General features: G+C 72.2%; 12 protein-coding genes. 3 read left to right on the top strand and 9 right to left on the bottom strand.

The window, feature by feature from the left end; genetic code table 11:
* Positions 1-168 precede the first annotated feature (168 nt).
* Entirely contained in the window at positions 169-1,707 is a 1,539-nt protein-coding gene (locus tag ACZ6AA_RS24275) for a M1 family metallopeptidase (protein ID WP_468483582.1), read from the top strand.
* A gap of 46 nt (positions 1,708-1,753) precedes the next feature.
* Here the strand turns inward: ACZ6AA_RS24275 and ACZ6AA_RS24280 are convergent, their stop codons facing one another.
* The 3 genes from ACZ6AA_RS24280 to ACZ6AA_RS24290 form a co-directional block, all read right to left on the bottom strand.
* Complete coding sequence (locus ACZ6AA_RS24280; RefSeq protein ID WP_471459916.1) at positions 1,754-2,599, bottom strand: oxygenase MpaB family protein; 846 nt, start codon at positions 2,597-2,599, stop codon at positions 1,754-1,756.
* 174 nt (positions 2,600-2,773) lie between these two features.
* Positions 2,774-4,237, bottom strand: a complete 1,464-nt coding sequence (locus tag ACZ6AA_RS24285) for an amino acid permease (RefSeq protein ID WP_468454951.1) — start codon at positions 4,235-4,237, stop codon at positions 2,774-2,776.
* A gap of 183 nt (positions 4,238-4,420) precedes the next feature.
* Positions 4,421-6,244, bottom strand: coding sequence for an AMP-dependent synthetase/ligase (locus ACZ6AA_RS24290; RefSeq protein WP_471459918.1), 1,824 nt, complete (start codon positions 6,242-6,244; stop codon positions 4,421-4,423).
* Positions 6,245-6,378: 134 nt separating this feature from the next.
* Here ACZ6AA_RS24290 and ACZ6AA_RS24295 point away from each other — a divergent pair, with 134 nt between their 5' ends.
* Complete coding sequence (locus ACZ6AA_RS24295) at positions 6,379-7,209, top strand: MerR family transcriptional regulator (protein ID WP_468483570.1); 831 nt, start codon at positions 6,379-6,381, stop codon at positions 7,207-7,209.
* An 88-nt stretch (positions 7,210-7,297) separates the two neighbouring features.
* Here the strand turns inward: ACZ6AA_RS24295 and ACZ6AA_RS24300 are convergent, their stop codons facing one another.
* From ACZ6AA_RS24300 to ACZ6AA_RS24325, 6 genes are all read right to left on the bottom strand, one after another.
* Positions 7,298-9,490 (bottom strand): 3-hydroxyacyl-CoA dehydrogenase NAD-binding domain-containing protein, encoded by a 2,193-nt coding sequence (locus tag ACZ6AA_RS24300; protein ID WP_468483569.1) that lies wholly within the window; start codon positions 9,488-9,490, stop codon positions 7,298-7,300.
* A gap of 138 nt (positions 9,491-9,628) precedes the next feature.
* Positions 9,629-10,843 (bottom strand): acetyl-CoA C-acetyltransferase, encoded by a 1,215-nt coding sequence (locus ACZ6AA_RS24305; RefSeq protein WP_471459920.1) that lies wholly within the window; start codon positions 10,841-10,843, stop codon positions 9,629-9,631.
* 86 nt (positions 10,844-10,929) lie between these two features.
* A complete protein-coding gene (locus ACZ6AA_RS24310) occupies positions 10,930-12,072 on the bottom strand; it encodes an acyl-CoA dehydrogenase family protein (RefSeq protein WP_468454941.1) in 1,143 nt (380 codons plus the stop codon).
* Positions 12,073-12,093: 21 nt separating this feature from the next.
* A complete protein-coding gene (locus ACZ6AA_RS24315; protein ID WP_468454939.1) occupies positions 12,094-13,107 on the bottom strand; it encodes an LLM class F420-dependent oxidoreductase in 1,014 nt (337 codons plus the stop codon).
* Positions 13,107-14,291: a CaiB/BaiF CoA transferase family protein gene (locus tag ACZ6AA_RS24320; protein WP_468454937.1), complete on the bottom strand. Its 1,185-nt coding sequence runs from the start codon at positions 14,289-14,291 to the stop codon at positions 13,107-13,109. The genes ACZ6AA_RS24315 and ACZ6AA_RS24320 overlap by 1 nt, the downstream gene beginning before the upstream one ends.
* Before the next feature lie 169 nt (positions 14,292-14,460).
* Entirely contained in the window at positions 14,461-14,892 is a 432-nt protein-coding gene (locus ACZ6AA_RS24325; RefSeq protein ID WP_468454935.1) for an MmcQ/YjbR family DNA-binding protein, read from the bottom strand.
* Between the two features lie 82 nt (positions 14,893-14,974).
* Between ACZ6AA_RS24325 and ACZ6AA_RS24330 the strand changes: the two genes are divergently transcribed.
* Entirely contained in the window at positions 14,975-16,162 is a 1,188-nt protein-coding gene (locus ACZ6AA_RS24330) for a saccharopine dehydrogenase family protein (protein WP_468454933.1), read from the top strand.
* The last annotated feature ends 66 nt before the right edge of the window (positions 16,163-16,228 follow it).

Below are 16,228 nucleotides of genomic sequence, written 5' to 3' on the forward strand. Positions count from 1 at the left end.
CGAGGCCCCCGAGTTCCCGGTCGCCTGCGACGAGAAGGCCGCCGCGTNCTTCCACCCCCCCCCCCCCCCCCCCCCCCCCACCCCCCTCCCCCCCCCCCCCCCCCCCTCCCCCCCCCCCCCCCCGTCGCGGCGCAACCCGTCTCATTCCGTGATGACTTGGAGTTCCACGTGCACCGCAGACTCATCGCCCCGGGCGCTCTCGCGGCCGCTCTCGCCCTGCTGGCGATCCCGGCATCGGCCGCCGACTTCTCCCCCGGGGCCCCGGGCGCCGGCGACCGCTACTACCCCGACGCGGGCAATGGCGGCTACGACGTCTCCCACTACGACCTGCGCCTGAAGTACCAGCCGAAGACGGACCTCCTGGAGGGCACGGCCACCCTCCAGGCCACCACCACCCAGGACCTCTCCCGCTTCAACCTCGACTTCGGCCTGAAGGTCAGCGAGGTCCGTGTCAACGGCAAGAAGGCGGCGTTCGCCAAGACCGGCGAGCAGGAGCTGGAGATCACGCCGAAGGCGGGTCTGCCCAAGGGCAGTTCCGTGTCGATCGTGGTCCGTTACGCGGGCAAGCCCTCCGAGGTGAAGATCCACGGCTTCACCGCCTGGCAGCGCACGCCCGACGGCGGCGTGGCGGCGCAGGAGCCGGAGTCGTCGGCCTGGTGGTTCCCGGGCAACGACCACCCGCGCGACAAGGCGACGTACGACGTGTCGGTGTCCGTGCCGGACGGCACCCAGGCCATCTCCAACGGCGTGCTCCAGTCGCAGTCCTCCAAGCTCGGCTGGACCCGCTTCAACTGGCGCTCCAACAAGCCGCAGGCCACCTATCTGGCCACGCTCGCCGTCGGCAAGTTCGACATCACCACGGACAAGACCGAGAACGGCCTGCCCGTCCTCAACGCCTACAGCAAGGACCTCGGCGACAACGCGGGCTCCGCGCGCGCCAGCATCGAGCGGACCACCGAGGTCGCCGAGTGGCTGGAGGAGGTCTTCGGCAAATACCCCTTCAACGCCCTTGGCGGGTACGTCCCGAACGTGCCCACCAGCTTCGCCCTGGAGACCCAGACGCGGCCCTTCTACAGCCCGAAGGCCTTCGCGAACGGCTCCAACGTCTCCATCGTCGTCCATGAGCTGGCCCACCAGTGGTACGGCGACAGCGTCTCCGTGGAGAACTGGAAGGACATCTGGGTCAACGAGGGCTTCGCCCGCTACAGCCAGTGGCTGTGGTCGGAGAAGGAGGGCGAGGGCACCGCACAGGAGCTCGCCGACTACGTGTACGCGAACAACCCGGCGGACTCCCCCTTCTGGCAGGTCAAGCCCGGCGACCCGGGTCCGGACAACCAGTTCCACATCGCCGTGTACGACCGCGGGGCGCTCGCTCTGCAGGCCCTGCGCAACGAGGTCGGCGACAAGACCTTCTTCCGCATCCTGAAGGAGTGGCCGAAGGCGAACGCGTACGGCAACGCGAGCGTGCGGGACTTCGTGGTCTACGCCGAGAAGATCAGCGGCAAGCCGCTCTCCGCCCTCTTCGACACCTGGCTCTACAAGGCCGGGAAGCCGGGCGCTCCGGCCGCGCGCGACGCCGGTGTCCGCGCGGCGGGCAAGGCCGCCCAGGCCAAGCCGAAGTCCTGGAAGAAGATCGCCGCGACGAACTCCCTCCACGACCACGAGGAGGGGGCCGGGGCCGGGCACGCCAAGGGCCACAAGCACTGACGGCTGACGGCGCGGCCGCTCCCCGGCGGTTCCCCCGCCCGCCCGTTCAGCGGGTGGGCGGGCGGGACCGCCGGGCGCGGTGGGCCGGTGGGGCGTAGCGGAGGCGTTCGGGCAGGCGCGGGTACGCCCAGCGGACCGCGCGGCCGAAGCGGCGCAGGCGGTGCTCCTGGGCGGGCGTCCACGCGAGGCCGATGGCGGCGCGGGCGTCGGGCGGGAGCAGGCCCACGGTGAGAAAGCGCCGGAGCCGGGCGAGGCCGGGCAGCAGCAGGGGCCACAGCACCCGCAGGACGGCCTGGAGGGCCCGTGGGCCGCGGTCGGGCGGGGGCAGCCCGCGGTCGACGGCGAGGAGGTCGCGTACGACCTGGGTCTCTTCGAGCTCCTCGGCAAGGATCCGCCGGTAGTACGGCCAGAACTCCTCCAGGGACTGCGGCATGTCCCGGTCGTGGAGCCCGAGGATCCGTCCGACCTGGAGCCACTCCGCGTACAGCCGGCGCTCCTCGGCGGACGTGAACGGCTCCCCGAGGCAGGCCCGGGCGTGCCGGTGGACGGGGAAGCCGGTGGCGTGCACCCAGGCGTAGGTCGCGGGGGTGAGGGCGTGATAGCGCCGCCCTCGGGTGTCGGTGCCCCGGATGTCCCGGTGCAGCGCGCGCAGCCTGCGCCCCTCGTCGGCGGCGGCATCGCCCCCGTACACCCAGAGCAGCAGGGACGTGATCGAGCGCTCGCCGCGCCCCCACGGGTCCGAGCGGAACACCGAGTGCGCGTCGACGCCCGCGCCGACCGCCGGATGCGCCACCTGCAGGACCATCGCGGCGGGCAGGGCGAGGAGCGTGCGGTACTCACCGGCGATGTCCCACAGGATCCCGTCGGGCGGGGGTGGCGCGGGGTCGGACACGTCACCAGTATGCGGCGGTATGCCCGCTGTGTGCGCGGCGCCCGGGAGCCGCGTGGACCAGCGGCGGGCGGGCGCCTCGCGCGACCCGCGCGAACGCAGCGGCGGGCGGTGCCCCGAAGGACACCGCCCGCTGTCGGAGCCGCGCGCGGGCTCTCGCCGTGCGCGCCGCCGGTGCTACTTGCCGAGCTCGGCCGCCTCGCGGTCGGTCTCGCGGTCCTGCTTGCGACGGATCGCGTACCAGCCGACGGTGAGCGCGGCCGCCACGATCGGGATGAGGAAGAGCGTCTTGCGGCCCACCTCGGCGTCCTTCCACATCAGGCCGAGCACGGCCAGGAGGAAGGCGATGGTGACGTACTGCGTGACGCCGCTGCCCGGGAGCCGGAAGTTCGGCCTGGTCAGGTGGCCTTCCTTGGCCCTGCGGACGAAGGCCAGGTGGCAGACCATGATGCTGATCCAGGTGCCGATGATGCCGAGCGACGCCACGTTCAGGACGATCTCGAAGGCCTTGTCGGGCACCACGCGGTTGAGGGCGACACCGAGGACACCCACCGAGGCCGTGAGCAGGATGCCGCCGTAGGGCACCTGGTTGCGGTTCATCTTCGCCGTGAACTTCGGCGCCGAGCCCGCCATGGCCATGGAGCGCAGGATGCGGCCGGTGGAGTACAGGCCGGAGTTCAGCGAGGACATGGCGGCGGTGAGGACGACGAAGTTCATCACGTCACCGGCGCCGGAGACGCCGATCTTGGAGAGCACCGTGACGAACGGGCTCTCGTCGGCGGAGTAGACCGAGCCGGGGAGCAGCAGCGCGAGCAGCACGACCGAGCCGACGTAGAACACACCCACGCGCCACATGATCGAGTTCACCGCGCGCGGGACGACCTTCTGCGGGTCCTTGGTCTCACCCGCGGCGACACCGACCAGTTCGAGGGACGCGTACGCGAAGACGACACCCTGGAGGACGATCACGACCGGCATCAGGCCGTTCGGCAGGAAGCCGCCGTGGTCGGTGATCATGTTCAGGCCGGGGGTCTCGCCGCCCACCTTGTGCTGGGTGGAGACCAGGAAGATGCCGACGAACATGAAGGCGACGAGCGCCGCGACCTTGATGATCGCGAACCAGAACTCCATCTCGCCGAACCACTTCACGGAGATCAGGTTCACGGCGAGGACCACAGCGAGCGCGGCGAGCGCGAGCAGCCACTGCGGGATGTCCGTGAAGAAGCTCCAGTAGTGCGTGTAGAGCGCGATGGCCGTGATGTCGGCGATGCACGTGGTCGACCAGTTGAGGAAGTACATCCAGCCGGCGACGTAGGCACCCTTCTCGCCCAGGAACTCCCGGGCGTAGCTCACGAAGGAGCCGGACGAGGGCCGGTAGAGGACCATCTCGCCGAGGGCGCGTACGACGAAGAAGGCGATGATGCCGCACACGAGGTACGCGACGGCGAGCGCGGGGCCCGCCGAGTGGAGGCGGCCACCCGCCCCGAGGAACAGGCCGGTGCCGATTGCGCCACCGATCGCGATCATGTTGACGTGGCGGCCCTTGAGGTCCTTGCTGTAACCGGCGTCGCCCGCGTCCGCGGGGGCGGCCTGGGACGCAGTGCGGGCGTCCGCGGCCGTGTCTACGGCGTCGTTGCTCACGTGGAAGGTCCACTCTGTGGTGCCCGGAAGAGGTTCCGGGGTCCGGATGTGCTGCGGGCCCGCGGCACCCCTGACGTGCCCGGACCAACGCGACACCTTCCCTCAGGGACGGTTCCGGATGCGGTGGCGCACATCACATAGCGGCACTTCTCACATGGTGGGCGACGTCTGTACAGCCCTACGTCACCCGGTGTACAGGCCGTCGATGACGTCGGCGTACTTCTGTCTGATGACCCCCCGGCGCAGCTTCAGGGACGGCGTCAGCTCCCCGGACTCCGGGCTCCACTCCTGGTCGAGCAGCCGGTACTTCTTGATCTGCTCGGTGCGGTTGAGGCGCGCGTTGGCCGCCTCGACGGCGCGGGCGATCTCGGCGCGCACGGCGGGGTGGTCGGCGAGAGCGGCGGCGGTGGTGTCGAGGCCGTGTGCGGCCGCCCACGCGGGCGCCATGTCCGGGTCGAGGACGAGCAGCGCCACCAGGTACGAGCGGCCGTCGCCGTGGACGAGGGCCTGGCCGATGAGGGGGTGCTCCTTGAGGGCGTTCTCGACGAGCGCGGGCGCGACGTTCTTGCCCGTGGACGTCACGATCAGCTCCTTCTTGCGGTCGGTGATCCACAGGAAGCCGTCGTCGTCGAGGTGCCCGACGTCGCCGGTCGCGAACCAGCCGTCCGCGTCGCACACGCCGTCCACCCCGCCGCCGTCGCCCTCGCCCCGCAGATAGCCGGCGAAGACGAACGGGCCGCGCACCATGACCTCGCCGTCGTCGGCGACGCGCACCTCCATGCCCGCGAGCGGTTTGCCCACGGAGCCGATCCTGAAGGCCGCGGGGCTGTTGATGGTGACCACGCCCGTCGTCTCGGTCAGCCCCCAGGCGTCCATGACGACCAGGCCGAAGCCCGCCCAGAAGCGGACCACGTCCACCGGCATCGGCGCCGCCGCGCTGGCCGTCCACAGCAGCCGGTCGAACCCGGCGAGCGCGAGCAGCGGGTCCAGGACCTGCTCCTTGGCCTCGCGGTACGCCGCCGCGAGCTCGGCGGACGGCTCCTCACCGCGTTCGCGGCAGGCCACGTGGGCGCGGGCCGTCTCGTTCGCGGCCGCCACCGCCCGGCGGCGCTCCTCGGGCAGTCCGGCGAGCGCCGCCCGCACGGCCGCGGCGAGCTTCTCCCACACCCTCGGCACGCCGAAGAACTGGTGCGGGCGCAGCTCGCGCACGGTGGCGGCGACCTGGGTCGGCTCGGCGCACAGGTAGACCTGGGCGGCGCGGAGCAGCGGCAGATAGATCCCGAGCATGCGCTCGGCGATGTGCGCGAACGGCAGGTAGCAGATGTGGCCGACGTGCTCGGGGAACTCGATCACGGAGTCCAGGGCGATGCCGTTGCCCACGACCATGCCGTGCGTCAGGCACACGCCCTTGGGGTCGCCGGTGGTGCCCGAGGTGTAGACGACGGTCAGCGGGTCCGTGGCCCGGGACGCACGCCAGGTCTTCTCGAAGGTGTCCGGGCGGAACAGGCGGGCGCCGGTGGCGTGCAGCGAGCCGTAGGTGCGGTGCGGTCCCGCGGCGGCGGGGTCGACGACCACGAGGCGTTCCAGGGGCGCCGTCGGGTCGGCGAGCAGGGGCTCCCAGCGGGGCAGCTCGCGGGCGCCCTCGACGATCGCGACGCGGGCGCCGCTGTGCCGGGCTATGTGCGCGATCTGTTCGGGGGCCGACGTGCCGTACACGGTGACGGGGACCGCGCCGAGGTGGACCAGGGCGAGGTCGCTCAGCCAGTGCTCGGGGGTGTTGCCCATCATCATCAGGACGTGCTCGCCGCGGCCGACGCCGAGCGCGGCGTACCCGGCGGCGAGGACGGCGGTCTTGCGGCGCACCTCGCTCCAGGTGAGCGTCGTCCAGCCGGTGCCCTCGCGCCAGGAGAGCGCGGGGAGTTCGGGGTGGTCCTCGGCGTTGCGCAGCAGCAGGGCGGGGAAGGTGATGCGGGCCGGGTCTGCGGGAAGCCGCAGGATCGTGGTCATGAAACCGCCTCCTGGCACCGTGGGTTCGTCATCGGCTACGTGGCGTGACTGGCCCGGAGACTTTCACAACAGTGGTGGCACAGCAATACTGTTGCACCGCATTGATGCAGCAGTCGGGGAGGTGAGGGGCCACGATGACGACGGGCACGGAGCGGTCGGCGGCGGAGTCTGCGGCGGCGGACGTATCCGGGGTGGCGGAGGAGCCTGCGACGGCGGACGAATCCGCGGCGACGGAGGGGTCCGCGGTCGCGGAGTCGACGCTCACCGTCGACGAGTTGGCCGCCCGCGCGGGCGTCACCGTCCGCACCATCCGCTTCTACAGCACCAAGGGCCTGCTGCCGCCGCCCGTGATCGGGCCGCGCCGCGTCGGGCACTACGGCCCCGGGCACCTCTCGCGCCTCGCCCTCATCGAGGAGTTGCAGCACCAGGGCATGACGCTCGCCGCGATCGAGCGGTACCTGGAACAGCTTCCGCCCGACCTGAGCGCCCACGACCTGGCCATTCACCGTGCGGTCGTGGCCTCGTGGGCACCGGACGCGGCGGAGGACATGGCCCGCGCCGAGCTGGAGCGGCGTGCGGGTCGGCCCCTGTCGGACGAGGACCTGGACCGGCTCGCGGCGATGGGCGTGGTGGGCCGCGCGGCGGACACGGCCGACCGGCTGCGGGTGGACACCGGGCTGCTGCGGCTCGGCGTGCAGCTCCTCGACGTGCCGATCGCGCACGAGACGATCCTGGCCTCGCGCACGGTCCTGATGGAGCACGCGCGCTCGGCGGCGCACGAGCTGTCGCGGCTCTTCCGGGACGAGGTGGGGGACGGCTGCCGGGAGCGGGAGTCGGACCCCGAGCATGTCGCGGCGATGCGGTCCCTGTCGGCCCATATGCAGCCGATGGTGGTGCAGGCGCTGGTGACGGCGTTCCAGCGGTCGCTGAAGGAAGAGCTGAGGGAGTGGCTCAAGGAGACCTGAGCCACTCCCCCGCCCCGCGTGCGGCGCCGTCGTCAGGCGGCGCGGAGCCCCGCGGCGGGTCGGCCGTCGCGGACCTTCCCGGCGCCGGTCAGGCGTCGCTGAACCGCTCGCCCCGCTCGGCCTTCTCCACCAGCAGCGCGGGCGGCGCGAACCGCTCGCCGTAGCGCTCGGCCAGCTCCCGCGCGCGGGCCACGAACGCGGGCAGCCCGGCGCCGTCGTCGTAGCCGTTGATGTACTGCAGGACGCCGCCCGTCCAGCCGGGGAAGCCGATGCCGAAGATGGAGCCGATGTTGGCGTCGGCGACCGACGTCAGGACGCCCTCCTCCAGGAGACGCACCGTGTCGAGCGCCTCGGAGAACAGCATCCGCTCCTGCATGTCGCGGAACGGGATCTCGTGCCCCGGCTTGGTGAAGTGCTCCCGCAGGCCCGGCCACAGACGAGTGCGCCTGCCGTCCTCGCCGTACTCGTAGAAGCCGCCGCCACCGCTGCGGCCGGTGCGCTCGAACTCGTCGATCATGCGGTCGATGACGCCCTCGGCGGGGTGGCCCGGCCAGGTGCCGCCCGCCTCCTCGACGGCCCGCTTGGACTCGTTGCGGATCTTGCGGGGCAGGGTGAGGGTCAGCTCGTCCATGAGGGAAAGGACCTTGGCGGGGTAGCCGGCCTGGGCGGCCGCCTGCTCGACCGACGCGGGCTCGACGCCCTCGCCGACCATCGCGACGCCCTCGTTGATGAAGTGGCCGATGACGCGCGAGGTGAAGAAGCCGCGCGAGTCGTTGACGACGATCGGCGTCTTGTTGATCTGGCGCACCAGGTCGAAGGCGCGGGCCAGGGCCTCCGTGCCCGTCCGCTCGCCCTTGATGATCTCCACGAGCGGCATCTTGTCGACGGGCGAGAAGAAGTGCAGGCCGATGAAGTCGACCGGCCGGGCGACGCCCTCGGCGAGCGCGGTGATGGGCAGCGTGGAGGTGTTGGAGCACAGCAGCGCGTCCGGCTCGACGATGTCCTGGATCTCCTGGAACACCTTGTGCTTGAGCGCCGGGTCCTCGAAGACGGCCTCGATCACGGCGTCGCAGCCCGCCACGTCCCGCGGGTCGGCGGTCGGCGTGATGAGGGACAGGAGCGCGTCCGCCTTGTCCTGGGTGGTGCGGCCGCGGGAGACGGCCTTGGCGCACAGCTTCTCCGAGTAGCCCTTGCCCTTGTGGGCCGCCTCCGCGGAGACGTCCTTGAGGACGACCTCGATGCCCGCGCGGGCACAGGAGTAGGCGATGCCCGCGCCCATCATCCCGGCGCCGAGCACGGCGACCTTGCGGACGGTTTTCGGCTCGATGCCCTGGGGCCGGCTCCTGCCCGCGTTGACGGCCTGGAGGTCGAAGAAGAACGCCTGGATCATGTTCTTGGAGACCTGGCCCGTGACCAGCTCGGTGAAGTACCGGGCCTCGATGGTCAGGGCGGTCTCGAAGTCGACCTGGGAGCCCTCGACGGCGGCCGCGAGGATGTTGCGCGGCGCCGGGTAGGGGGCGCCCGCCAGCTGCTTCTTCAGGTTGGCGGGGAACGCGGGCAGGTTCGCGGCGAACTTGGGGTTCGCCGGGGTGCCGCCGGGGATGCGGTAGCCGGGGACGTCCCAGGGCTGCTGCGACTCGGGGTGGGCGTCGATGAAGGCGCGGGCCTTCTCGATCATCTCCTCGGGGGTGGCGGCCAGCTCGTGCACGAGGCCGTTCTCCAGGGCGCGCTTCGGCGTGTACTGGGTGCCCTGGAGCAGCACCTTCAGGAGCGCGTCGGCGATGCCCATGAGGCGTACGGTGCGGGTGACGCCGCCGCCCGCGGGCAGCAGGCCGAGGGTGACCTCGGGCAGGCCGATCTTGGAGCCGGACGCGTCGAGGGCCACGCGGTGGTGGCTGGCGAGCGCGATCTCGTAACCGCCGCCGAGCGCCGCGCCGTTGAGGGCGGCGACGACGGGCTTGCCGAGGGTCTCGATGCGGCGCAGCGAGTTCTTGATGGCGGTGCCGGTCTCGAAGGCCACCTGGGCGTTCTCGGGGCCGAGCCGGATCATGTCCTTGAGGTCGCCGCCCGCGAAGAAGGTCTTCTTCGCGGAGGTGTAGATGAACCCGCGGACGGCGTCCTTGTCCGCCTGGACGGCGGCCTCGGCGCGGTCGGCGATGGCAGCGATGGAGTCCTTGAACGCCTGGTTCATGGTGTTCGCGGACTGGTGGGGGTCGTCGAGGACGAGGGTGACGACACCGGTGTCGTCCTGTTCCCAGCGGATGGTGGTGCTCTCGGTCATGTCGATGTCTCCGTGAAGTCTGTGGCAGGCGGTATCCGGGGAGGGCTGCGGCGAAGCCGCATGCCTTCAGGGGCGCGGGGAACTGCGCGAGCAACCACGACGCACCCGCGGTCGGCGGCGGTCCCGGCCCCAGCGGCGCTAGACCCGTTCCACGATCGTGGCGATGCCCATGCCGCCGCCGACGCACAACGTCGCCAAGCCGTACCGCAGGTCACGCCGCTCCAGCTCGTCGACGAGCGTCCCCAGGATCATCGCGCCGGTCGCCCCCAGGGGGTGCCCCAACGCGATCGCGCCGCCGTTGACGTTGACCTTGTCCAGGGACAGGCCCATGTCCTTGACGAAGCGCAGCACGACGGCCGCGAAGGCCTCATTGATCTCGACGAGGTCGATGTCGTCGATGCTCAGTCCGGCCTTGGCGAGCGCCTTGCGGGTCGCGGGCGCGGGCCCGGTGAGCATGATCAGCGGCTCGGATCCGGAGACGGCCACGGAGACGATCCGGGCGCGCGGAGTGAGGTCGTAGCGCTCGCCGACCTCCTTGGTGCCGATGGCGACCAGCGAGGCGCCGTCGACGATCCCGGAGGAGTTGCCCGCGTGGTGGACGTGGTCGATCTCCTCGATCCAGTGGTACTTCTGCAGCGCGACCGCGTCGAACCCGCCCAGGTCGCCGATGTCCTTGAAGGACGGCTTCAGCTTGGCGAGGGAGTCGGCGGTGGTGCCGGGGCGCAGGTGCTCGTCGTGGTCAAGCACGGTGAGGCCACTGCGGTCCTTGACCGGGACGACGGACCGCTCGAAGCGGCCCTCCTTCCAGGCCGCGGCGGCCCGCTCCTGGGACAGGGCGGCGTACTCGTCGACGTCGCGGCGGCTGAAGCCCTCGATCGTGGCGATGAGGTCGGCGCCGATGCCCTGGGGTGCGAAGTTCGTGTCCCAGTTGGTCATCGGGTCGGCGAACCAGGCGCCGCCGTCGGAGGCCATCGGCACCCGCGACATCGACTCGACGCCGCCCGCGAGCACCAGGTCCTCCCAGCCCGAACGGACCTTCATCGCCGCCAGGTTGACCGCTTCGAGGCCCGAGGCGCAGAAGCGGTTCTCCTGGACGCCCGCGACCGTGTCGGGCAGTCCGGCGGCGATGGCGGCGATCCGCGCGATGTCGGAGCCCTGGTCGCCGACGGGACCGACCACACCGAGCACGATGTCGTCGATGGCGGCCGGGTCGAGGCCGGGGAAGCGGGCCTGGATCTCGTGGATGAGGCCGACGACGAGGTCGATCGGCTTGGTGCCGTGCAGGGCACCGTTCGCCTTGCCGCGTCCGCGCGGGGTGCGGATCGCGTCGTATACGTACGCTTCGGTGGTCACGCCAGAGCCTTTCGGGGAAGTCGGTCCGGGGAGGTTCGGGAGGGGTGCACGAGGTGCGCCCGGGGTGGTGCGGGTGGTGCAGGAGGTCAGCCGAGCAGCGAGCGGCCGATGATCTCCTTCATGATCTCGGTCGTGCCGCCGTAGATGGTCTGGATCCGGCCGTCGGTGAACGCCTTCGCGACGCGGTACTCCGTCATGTAGCCGTAGCCGCCGTGCAGTTGCAGACAGCGGTCCGCGACTCGTTTCTGCAGCTCGGTGGCCCACCACTTGGCCATGGACGCGTGCACGGCGTCCAGCGTGCCCGCGGAGTGGTCGGCGATGCACCGGTCGAGGAAGGAGCGGGTGACGGCGCACTCGGTGGCCATCTCGGCTATCTCGAAGCGGATGTGCTGGAGCTTGGCCAGCGGGCGCCCGAAGGCCTCGCGCTCCTTGACGTACGCGGTGGTGATCTCGAGGAGGTACTCGGCGGCGGCGATCCCGGCGACGGCGATGCCCATGCGCTCCTGCGCGAGGTTCGTCATCAGGTGGACGAAGGCGCCGTTGAGCTCGCCGAGCAGGTTCTCCTTGGGCACCCGCACGTCGTTGAAGAACAGTTCGGCGGTGTCCTGGGCCTTCTGGCCGATCTTGTCGAGGTTGCGGCCGCGTTCGAAGCCCGGCGTGCCGCGCTCGACGACGAGCAGGGAGAGGCCGTGCGCGCCGCCCTCGGGGGTGGTCCTGGCGACGACGATGACGAGGTCGGCGAGGATGCCGTTCGAGATGAACGTCTTGGAGCCGTTGAGCAGCCAGTGGTCGCCCTTGTCCTCGGCGGTCGTGCGGATGCCCTGGAGGTCGGAGCCCGCGCCGGGCTCGGTCATGGCGATGGCCGTGATGGTCTCGCCGCTGCAGAAGCCGGGCAGCCAGCGGCGTTTCTGCTCGTCGGTGGCGAGGCCGGTCAGATACGGCCCGATGATGTCGTTGTGCAGGCCGACGGCGAGGCCCGCGGCGCCCGCGCGGGTGAACTCCTCGGCGAGAACGGCGGCGTAGCGGAAGTCGGGGTTGCCGCCGCCTCCGTACTCCTCGGGCACGGCGAGGCCGAGCAGGCCCTGGCGTCCGGCGGCGAGCCAGGCCTCGCGGGAGACGACGCCGTCCTTCTCCCACTGTTCGTAGTGCGGAAGGACCTCCTTGGCGAGGAAGGTGCGGACCGTCTCGCGGAACGCGTCGTGCTCGGGGTCGAAGAGCTGCCGTTGCATGTGTCAGTGACCTCCCCGGCCCTAGAGCCAGCCCTTGACGGTTTCGATGAGACCGGCCGGGTCGGGTCCGACCGGTACGACGTTGAGCATGGTGACGCCCGCCGCGCGGAACACCTCGACGCGTTCGCGCACGTAGCTCGCGGGGCCGCACAGCGACATGAGCTCGCAGAACTCGTCGGGCACGGCGGCCTCGGCCTCCTTCTTGTGCCCGGCCAGGTACAGCTCCTGGATGCGCGCGGCCTCCTTCTCGTAGCCGTACGCGACCGCCAGGTCGTTGTAGAAGTTCTTGCCGACGGCGCCCATGCCCCCGACGTAGAGGGCGATCTGCGGCCGGGCGAGGTCGCGTGCGGCGGCCGCGTCCTCGCCGATGGCGAGCAGTCCGCCCGCGACGACCTGGAGCGGGCCGAGCGCCGGATCGCGCCGGGCGCGGCCCTCGGCGAGGGGCGCGCCCCAGACCTCGTGCGCCTTCTCCGGCAGGAAGAGCGTGGGCAGCCAGCCGTCGGCGATCTCGGCCGTCATGCGGACGTTCGCGGGTCCCAGGGAGGCGACGTACAGGGGCACTTCCGGGCGGACCGGCTTGGTGAGGATCTTCAGGGGCTTGCCGAGGCCGCCGGGGAGCGGCATGTCCGTGATGCCGTGGTGGTCGATGACCTCGCGGCGCAGGATCCGGCGGGTCAGCTCGATGGTCTCGCGGGTGCGGCCGAGCGGCTTGTCGTACGCCTTGCCGTGCCAGCCCTCGACGACCTGCGGCCCGGACGCGCCGAGGCCGACGATCGCGCGGCCGCCGGAGATCGCGTCGAGCCCGGCGGCGGTCTGGGCGATGAGCGCGGGGGTGCGCGAGTAGACGTTGAGGATCCCGGCGCCGATGCGCAGACGCTCGGTGCGGGCGGCCAGATAGCCCATGATCGTGGGCGAGTCGAAGCCGTACGCCTCGGCGACCCAGACGGCGTCGAGGCCGGCCCGTTCCAGGGCCGCGACGGCGTCGGCGCCCGCGCGCGGGTCGCCCGCGTAGGCGAGCGGGGTGGAGATCTCCATCAGGCGCCTTCCTGGGTGGGGTGGTGCGGGGCGGGCGCGTCCTGGCCCGCCGGGGCCGGGGCGATCAGGTCGGGTACGTCCCAGTCGTGGGCCACGGCCGCCGTGTCGGCGCCGGGCCGGGCGGGGCCCGAGCGCACGGACGTGGGTGTCGCGGAGAAGCGCGGCGCGGGCGCGGGCTGGGTGATGCCGCCGTGGTCGGTGAAGGTGCCGCGGGCGGCGAGGTGCGGGTGGTGCGGGGCCTCCCCCAGCGAAAGCACGGGGGCCACGCAGGCGTCGGAGCCCTCGAAGTGGGCCGTCCACTCCGCGCGCGTACGCGTCCGGAAGCGGGCGGCCACCGCCTCGCGCAGCTCGCCCCAGCGCGCGAGGTCCTTGCGGGCCGGAGCGACCTCGCCGAGGCCGATGAGCGCGATGAACTCGTCGTAGAACTGCTGCTCCAGGGCGCCCACGGCCATGTACTCGCCGTCGGCGGTCTCGTAGGTGCCGTAGAACGGGCAGCCGCCGTCGAGGAGGTTCGCGCCCCTGCGGTCCTGCCAGCCGCCCGCCGCGACCATGCCGCGGATCATCGACGACAGATGGGAGGTGCCGTCGACGATGGCGGCGTCCACGACCTGCCCGGCGCCGGTGTTCCGCGCGTGGTGCAGGGCGGCGAGGACGCCGACGACCAGGTACAGCGAGCCGCCCGCGTAGTCCCCGAGGAGGTTCGCGGGGACGGTGGGCGGCTCCCCCGGGGCGCCGATCATGCCGAGGGCGCCGGTGAGGGCGATGTACGCGATGTCGTGCCCGGCGCGCTGGGCGAGGGGGCCCTCCTGGCCCCAGCCCGTCATGCGGCCGTAGACGAGCTTCGGGTTGCGGGCGTGGCAGGGCTCGGGGCCGACGCCGAGGCGCTCGGCGACGCCCGGGCGATAGCCCTCGATCAGCACGTCCGCGCGGGCGACCAGGTCGAGGACGCGGGCCGGGCCCCCGGGTGCCTTGAGGTCGACGAGGACGCTGCGCTTGTTGCGGTTGGTGATGTCGTACGCGGGGTCGATCGCGAGTCCGCCGCCGCCGGGGCGGTCGACGCGCACGACGTCGGCGCCGAGGTCGGCGAGCAGCATGGCGGCGAACGGGCCGGGCCCGATGCCCGCCAGCTCGACCACGCGCACCCCGGAGAGCGGTCCGTGAACGCCCTTGTCCGGCACTGCCATTGAGCCCCCAGCGCTGTGACACAACCGATGTAACACCAGTGATGCTAAGAACGCGTTCCACTCCGCACAAGCCCTTGACGAGCAAGCGCTTAGCCAAGGGGCCGGCCGGGGCGGGTCCGTGCGGGGCGCCGCGTCGCCGTCCGCACGGCCCGTGCGGGGGCGCGCAGCCTTATGTGGCGCGCTCCTCCAGTTCCGCCACGCGCTTCTTCGGTGCGATCGTCCGATAGCTCTCCTCGACCCAGTCGCACAGGAGGTCCGCGGCCGGGGCGCCCTTGGCCTCCAGCGGGATCGACACCCAGCCTGACCTGCCGAGGCCATACCCCGCGGGTTCGGCGCCCGGGGCGGTCAGGGCGTGGGCGTGCGCCGCCTCGTCGGTGAGCTTGACGGTGACGCCCATCGGACAGCTGCCGTCGTCGACGCCGAGGAAGACGAACACTTTCTTGTGAACCTTCGCGACGGTCTCGCCCCAGGGGAACTCCTCGGTGGCGCCCGGCAGGCCGAGCGCGAAGCCGCGCACCCGCTCCCACTTGGCAAGCGCGGCCTTCGACGGCCGCTTCGGCTCCTTCGGGTTGCCCGCCCGCTGTCCTGCCGTGTCCGCCATGGCACCTCCTCGTTCGGGACCCGCTCGTTCACGCTAGCCTCAGCCACCGACAACGGCGCGGGACACACGGCTGAGAGGTGCCATGACCAGTCATGACAAGGACCGTCCCTACGACATCGTGCTCTTCGGAGCGACGAGTTTCGTGGGGGCGCTGACCGCCGAGTACCTCTCCGCGCACGCCCCCGACACCCTGCGGTGGGCCATCGCCGGGCGGGACGCGGCCAAGCTGCGGCGGCTGCGGGAGCGGCTCGCGGAGGACCGGCCGGGCTGCGCGGAGCTGCCCGTCGTGCACGCGGACGCCACCGACCCGGTGGCCCTGCGGGAGCTGGCGGCGGGGGCGCGCGTGGTGGCGAGCACCGTCGGGCCCTACCTCAGCCACGGGCAGGACCTGGTGGCCGCGTGCGCGGAGGCCGGGACCGACTACGTCGACCTGTGCGGCGAGCCCGAGTTCGTGGACCTCGTCTACGTGCGGCACGACGCCCGCGCGCGGGAGACCGGCGCGCGCCTGGTGCACGCCTGCGGCTTCGACTCCGTGCCGCACGACCTGGGCGCGTACTACACCGTGCGCCAGCTCCCGGAGGACGTGCCGCTGCGCGTCGACGGGTTCGTCAGCGCCGACGCGCGCTTCTCCGGCGGTACGTTCTCGTCCGTGCTCCAGCAGTTCGCGCGCGGGCCGCAGATGCTGGCCGCCGCGCGGGACCGGCGGCGGCACGAGCCGCGGCTCGTGGAGCGCCGCGCGTCCACCCCGGCGAGCGGTCCCCGCTACGCCGGGGAGGTCGGCGCCTGGGCGCTGCCGCTGCCGACCATCGACCCGCAGATCGTGGCGCGTTCCGCGCGGGCGCTGCCCCGCTACGGCCCCGACTTCCGCTACCGCCACTACGCCGCCGTGAAGTCGCTCCCCGTCGCCCTCGGCGGGGTGGCGGCCGCGGGCGCGCTGTTCACCGCGGCCCAGGTGCCGCAGGCGCGGCGCTGGCTCGCCGGCCTCCTCAAGCCCGGCGAGGGGCCCGACGCGGCCCGCCGTGCGACCAGTTGGTTCTCCATGCGCTTCGTCGGCGAGGGCGGCGGCAGGCGCGTGTACACCGAGGTGTGGGGCGGCGACCCCGGCTACGGCGAGACCGCGAAGATCCTCGCCGAGGGCGCGATGTCCCTGGCCCTGGACGAACTGCCCGCCGTCGCGGGCCAGGTGACCACGACCGTGGCGATGGGCGACGCGCTGACCAAGCGACTCATGGACGCGGGGATCGGGTTCAGGGTGGCCGCGGTGCGGTGAGGTGTGGGCGGGGCGGCGTGCGGTGCCTGGTGATGCGTTTCGTGCGGTGTCCCCGTCGGCTGCGGG

The organism is Streptomyces sp. NPDC040610 (assembly GCF_055594065.1).

What these genes read in the sequence shown, in the direction of transcription:
- ACZ6AA_RS24290 (WP_471459918.1), bottom strand. Translation starts at nt 6,244, where the DNA reads ATGACCACGATCCTGCGGCTTCCCGCAGACCCGGCCCGCATCACCTTC.
- ACZ6AA_RS24295 (WP_468483570.1), top strand. Translation starts at nt 6,379, where the DNA reads ATGACGACGGGCACGGAGCGGTCGGCGGCGGAGTCTGCGGCGGCGGAC.
- ACZ6AA_RS24300 (WP_468483569.1), bottom strand. Translation starts at nt 9,490, where the DNA reads ATGACCGAGAGCACCACCATCCGCTGGGAACAGGACGACACCGGTGTC.
- ACZ6AA_RS24310 (WP_468454941.1), bottom strand. Translation starts at nt 12,072, where the DNA reads ATGCAACGGCAGCTCTTCGACCCCGAGCACGACGCGTTCCGCGAGACG.
- ACZ6AA_RS24315 (WP_468454939.1), bottom strand. Translation starts at nt 13,107, where the DNA reads ATGGAGATCTCCACCCCGCTCGCCTACGCGGGCGACCCGCGCGCGGGC.
- ACZ6AA_RS24320 (WP_468454937.1), bottom strand. Translation starts at nt 14,291, where the DNA reads ATGGCAGTGCCGGACAAGGGCGTTCACGGACCGCTCTCCGGGGTGCGC.
- ACZ6AA_RS24325 (WP_468454935.1), bottom strand. Translation starts at nt 14,892, where the DNA reads ATGGCGGACACGGCAGGACAGCGGGCGGGCAACCCGAAGGAGCCGAAG.
- ACZ6AA_RS24330 (WP_468454933.1), top strand. Translation starts at nt 14,975, where the DNA reads ATGACCAGTCATGACAAGGACCGTCCCTACGACATCGTGCTCTTCGGA.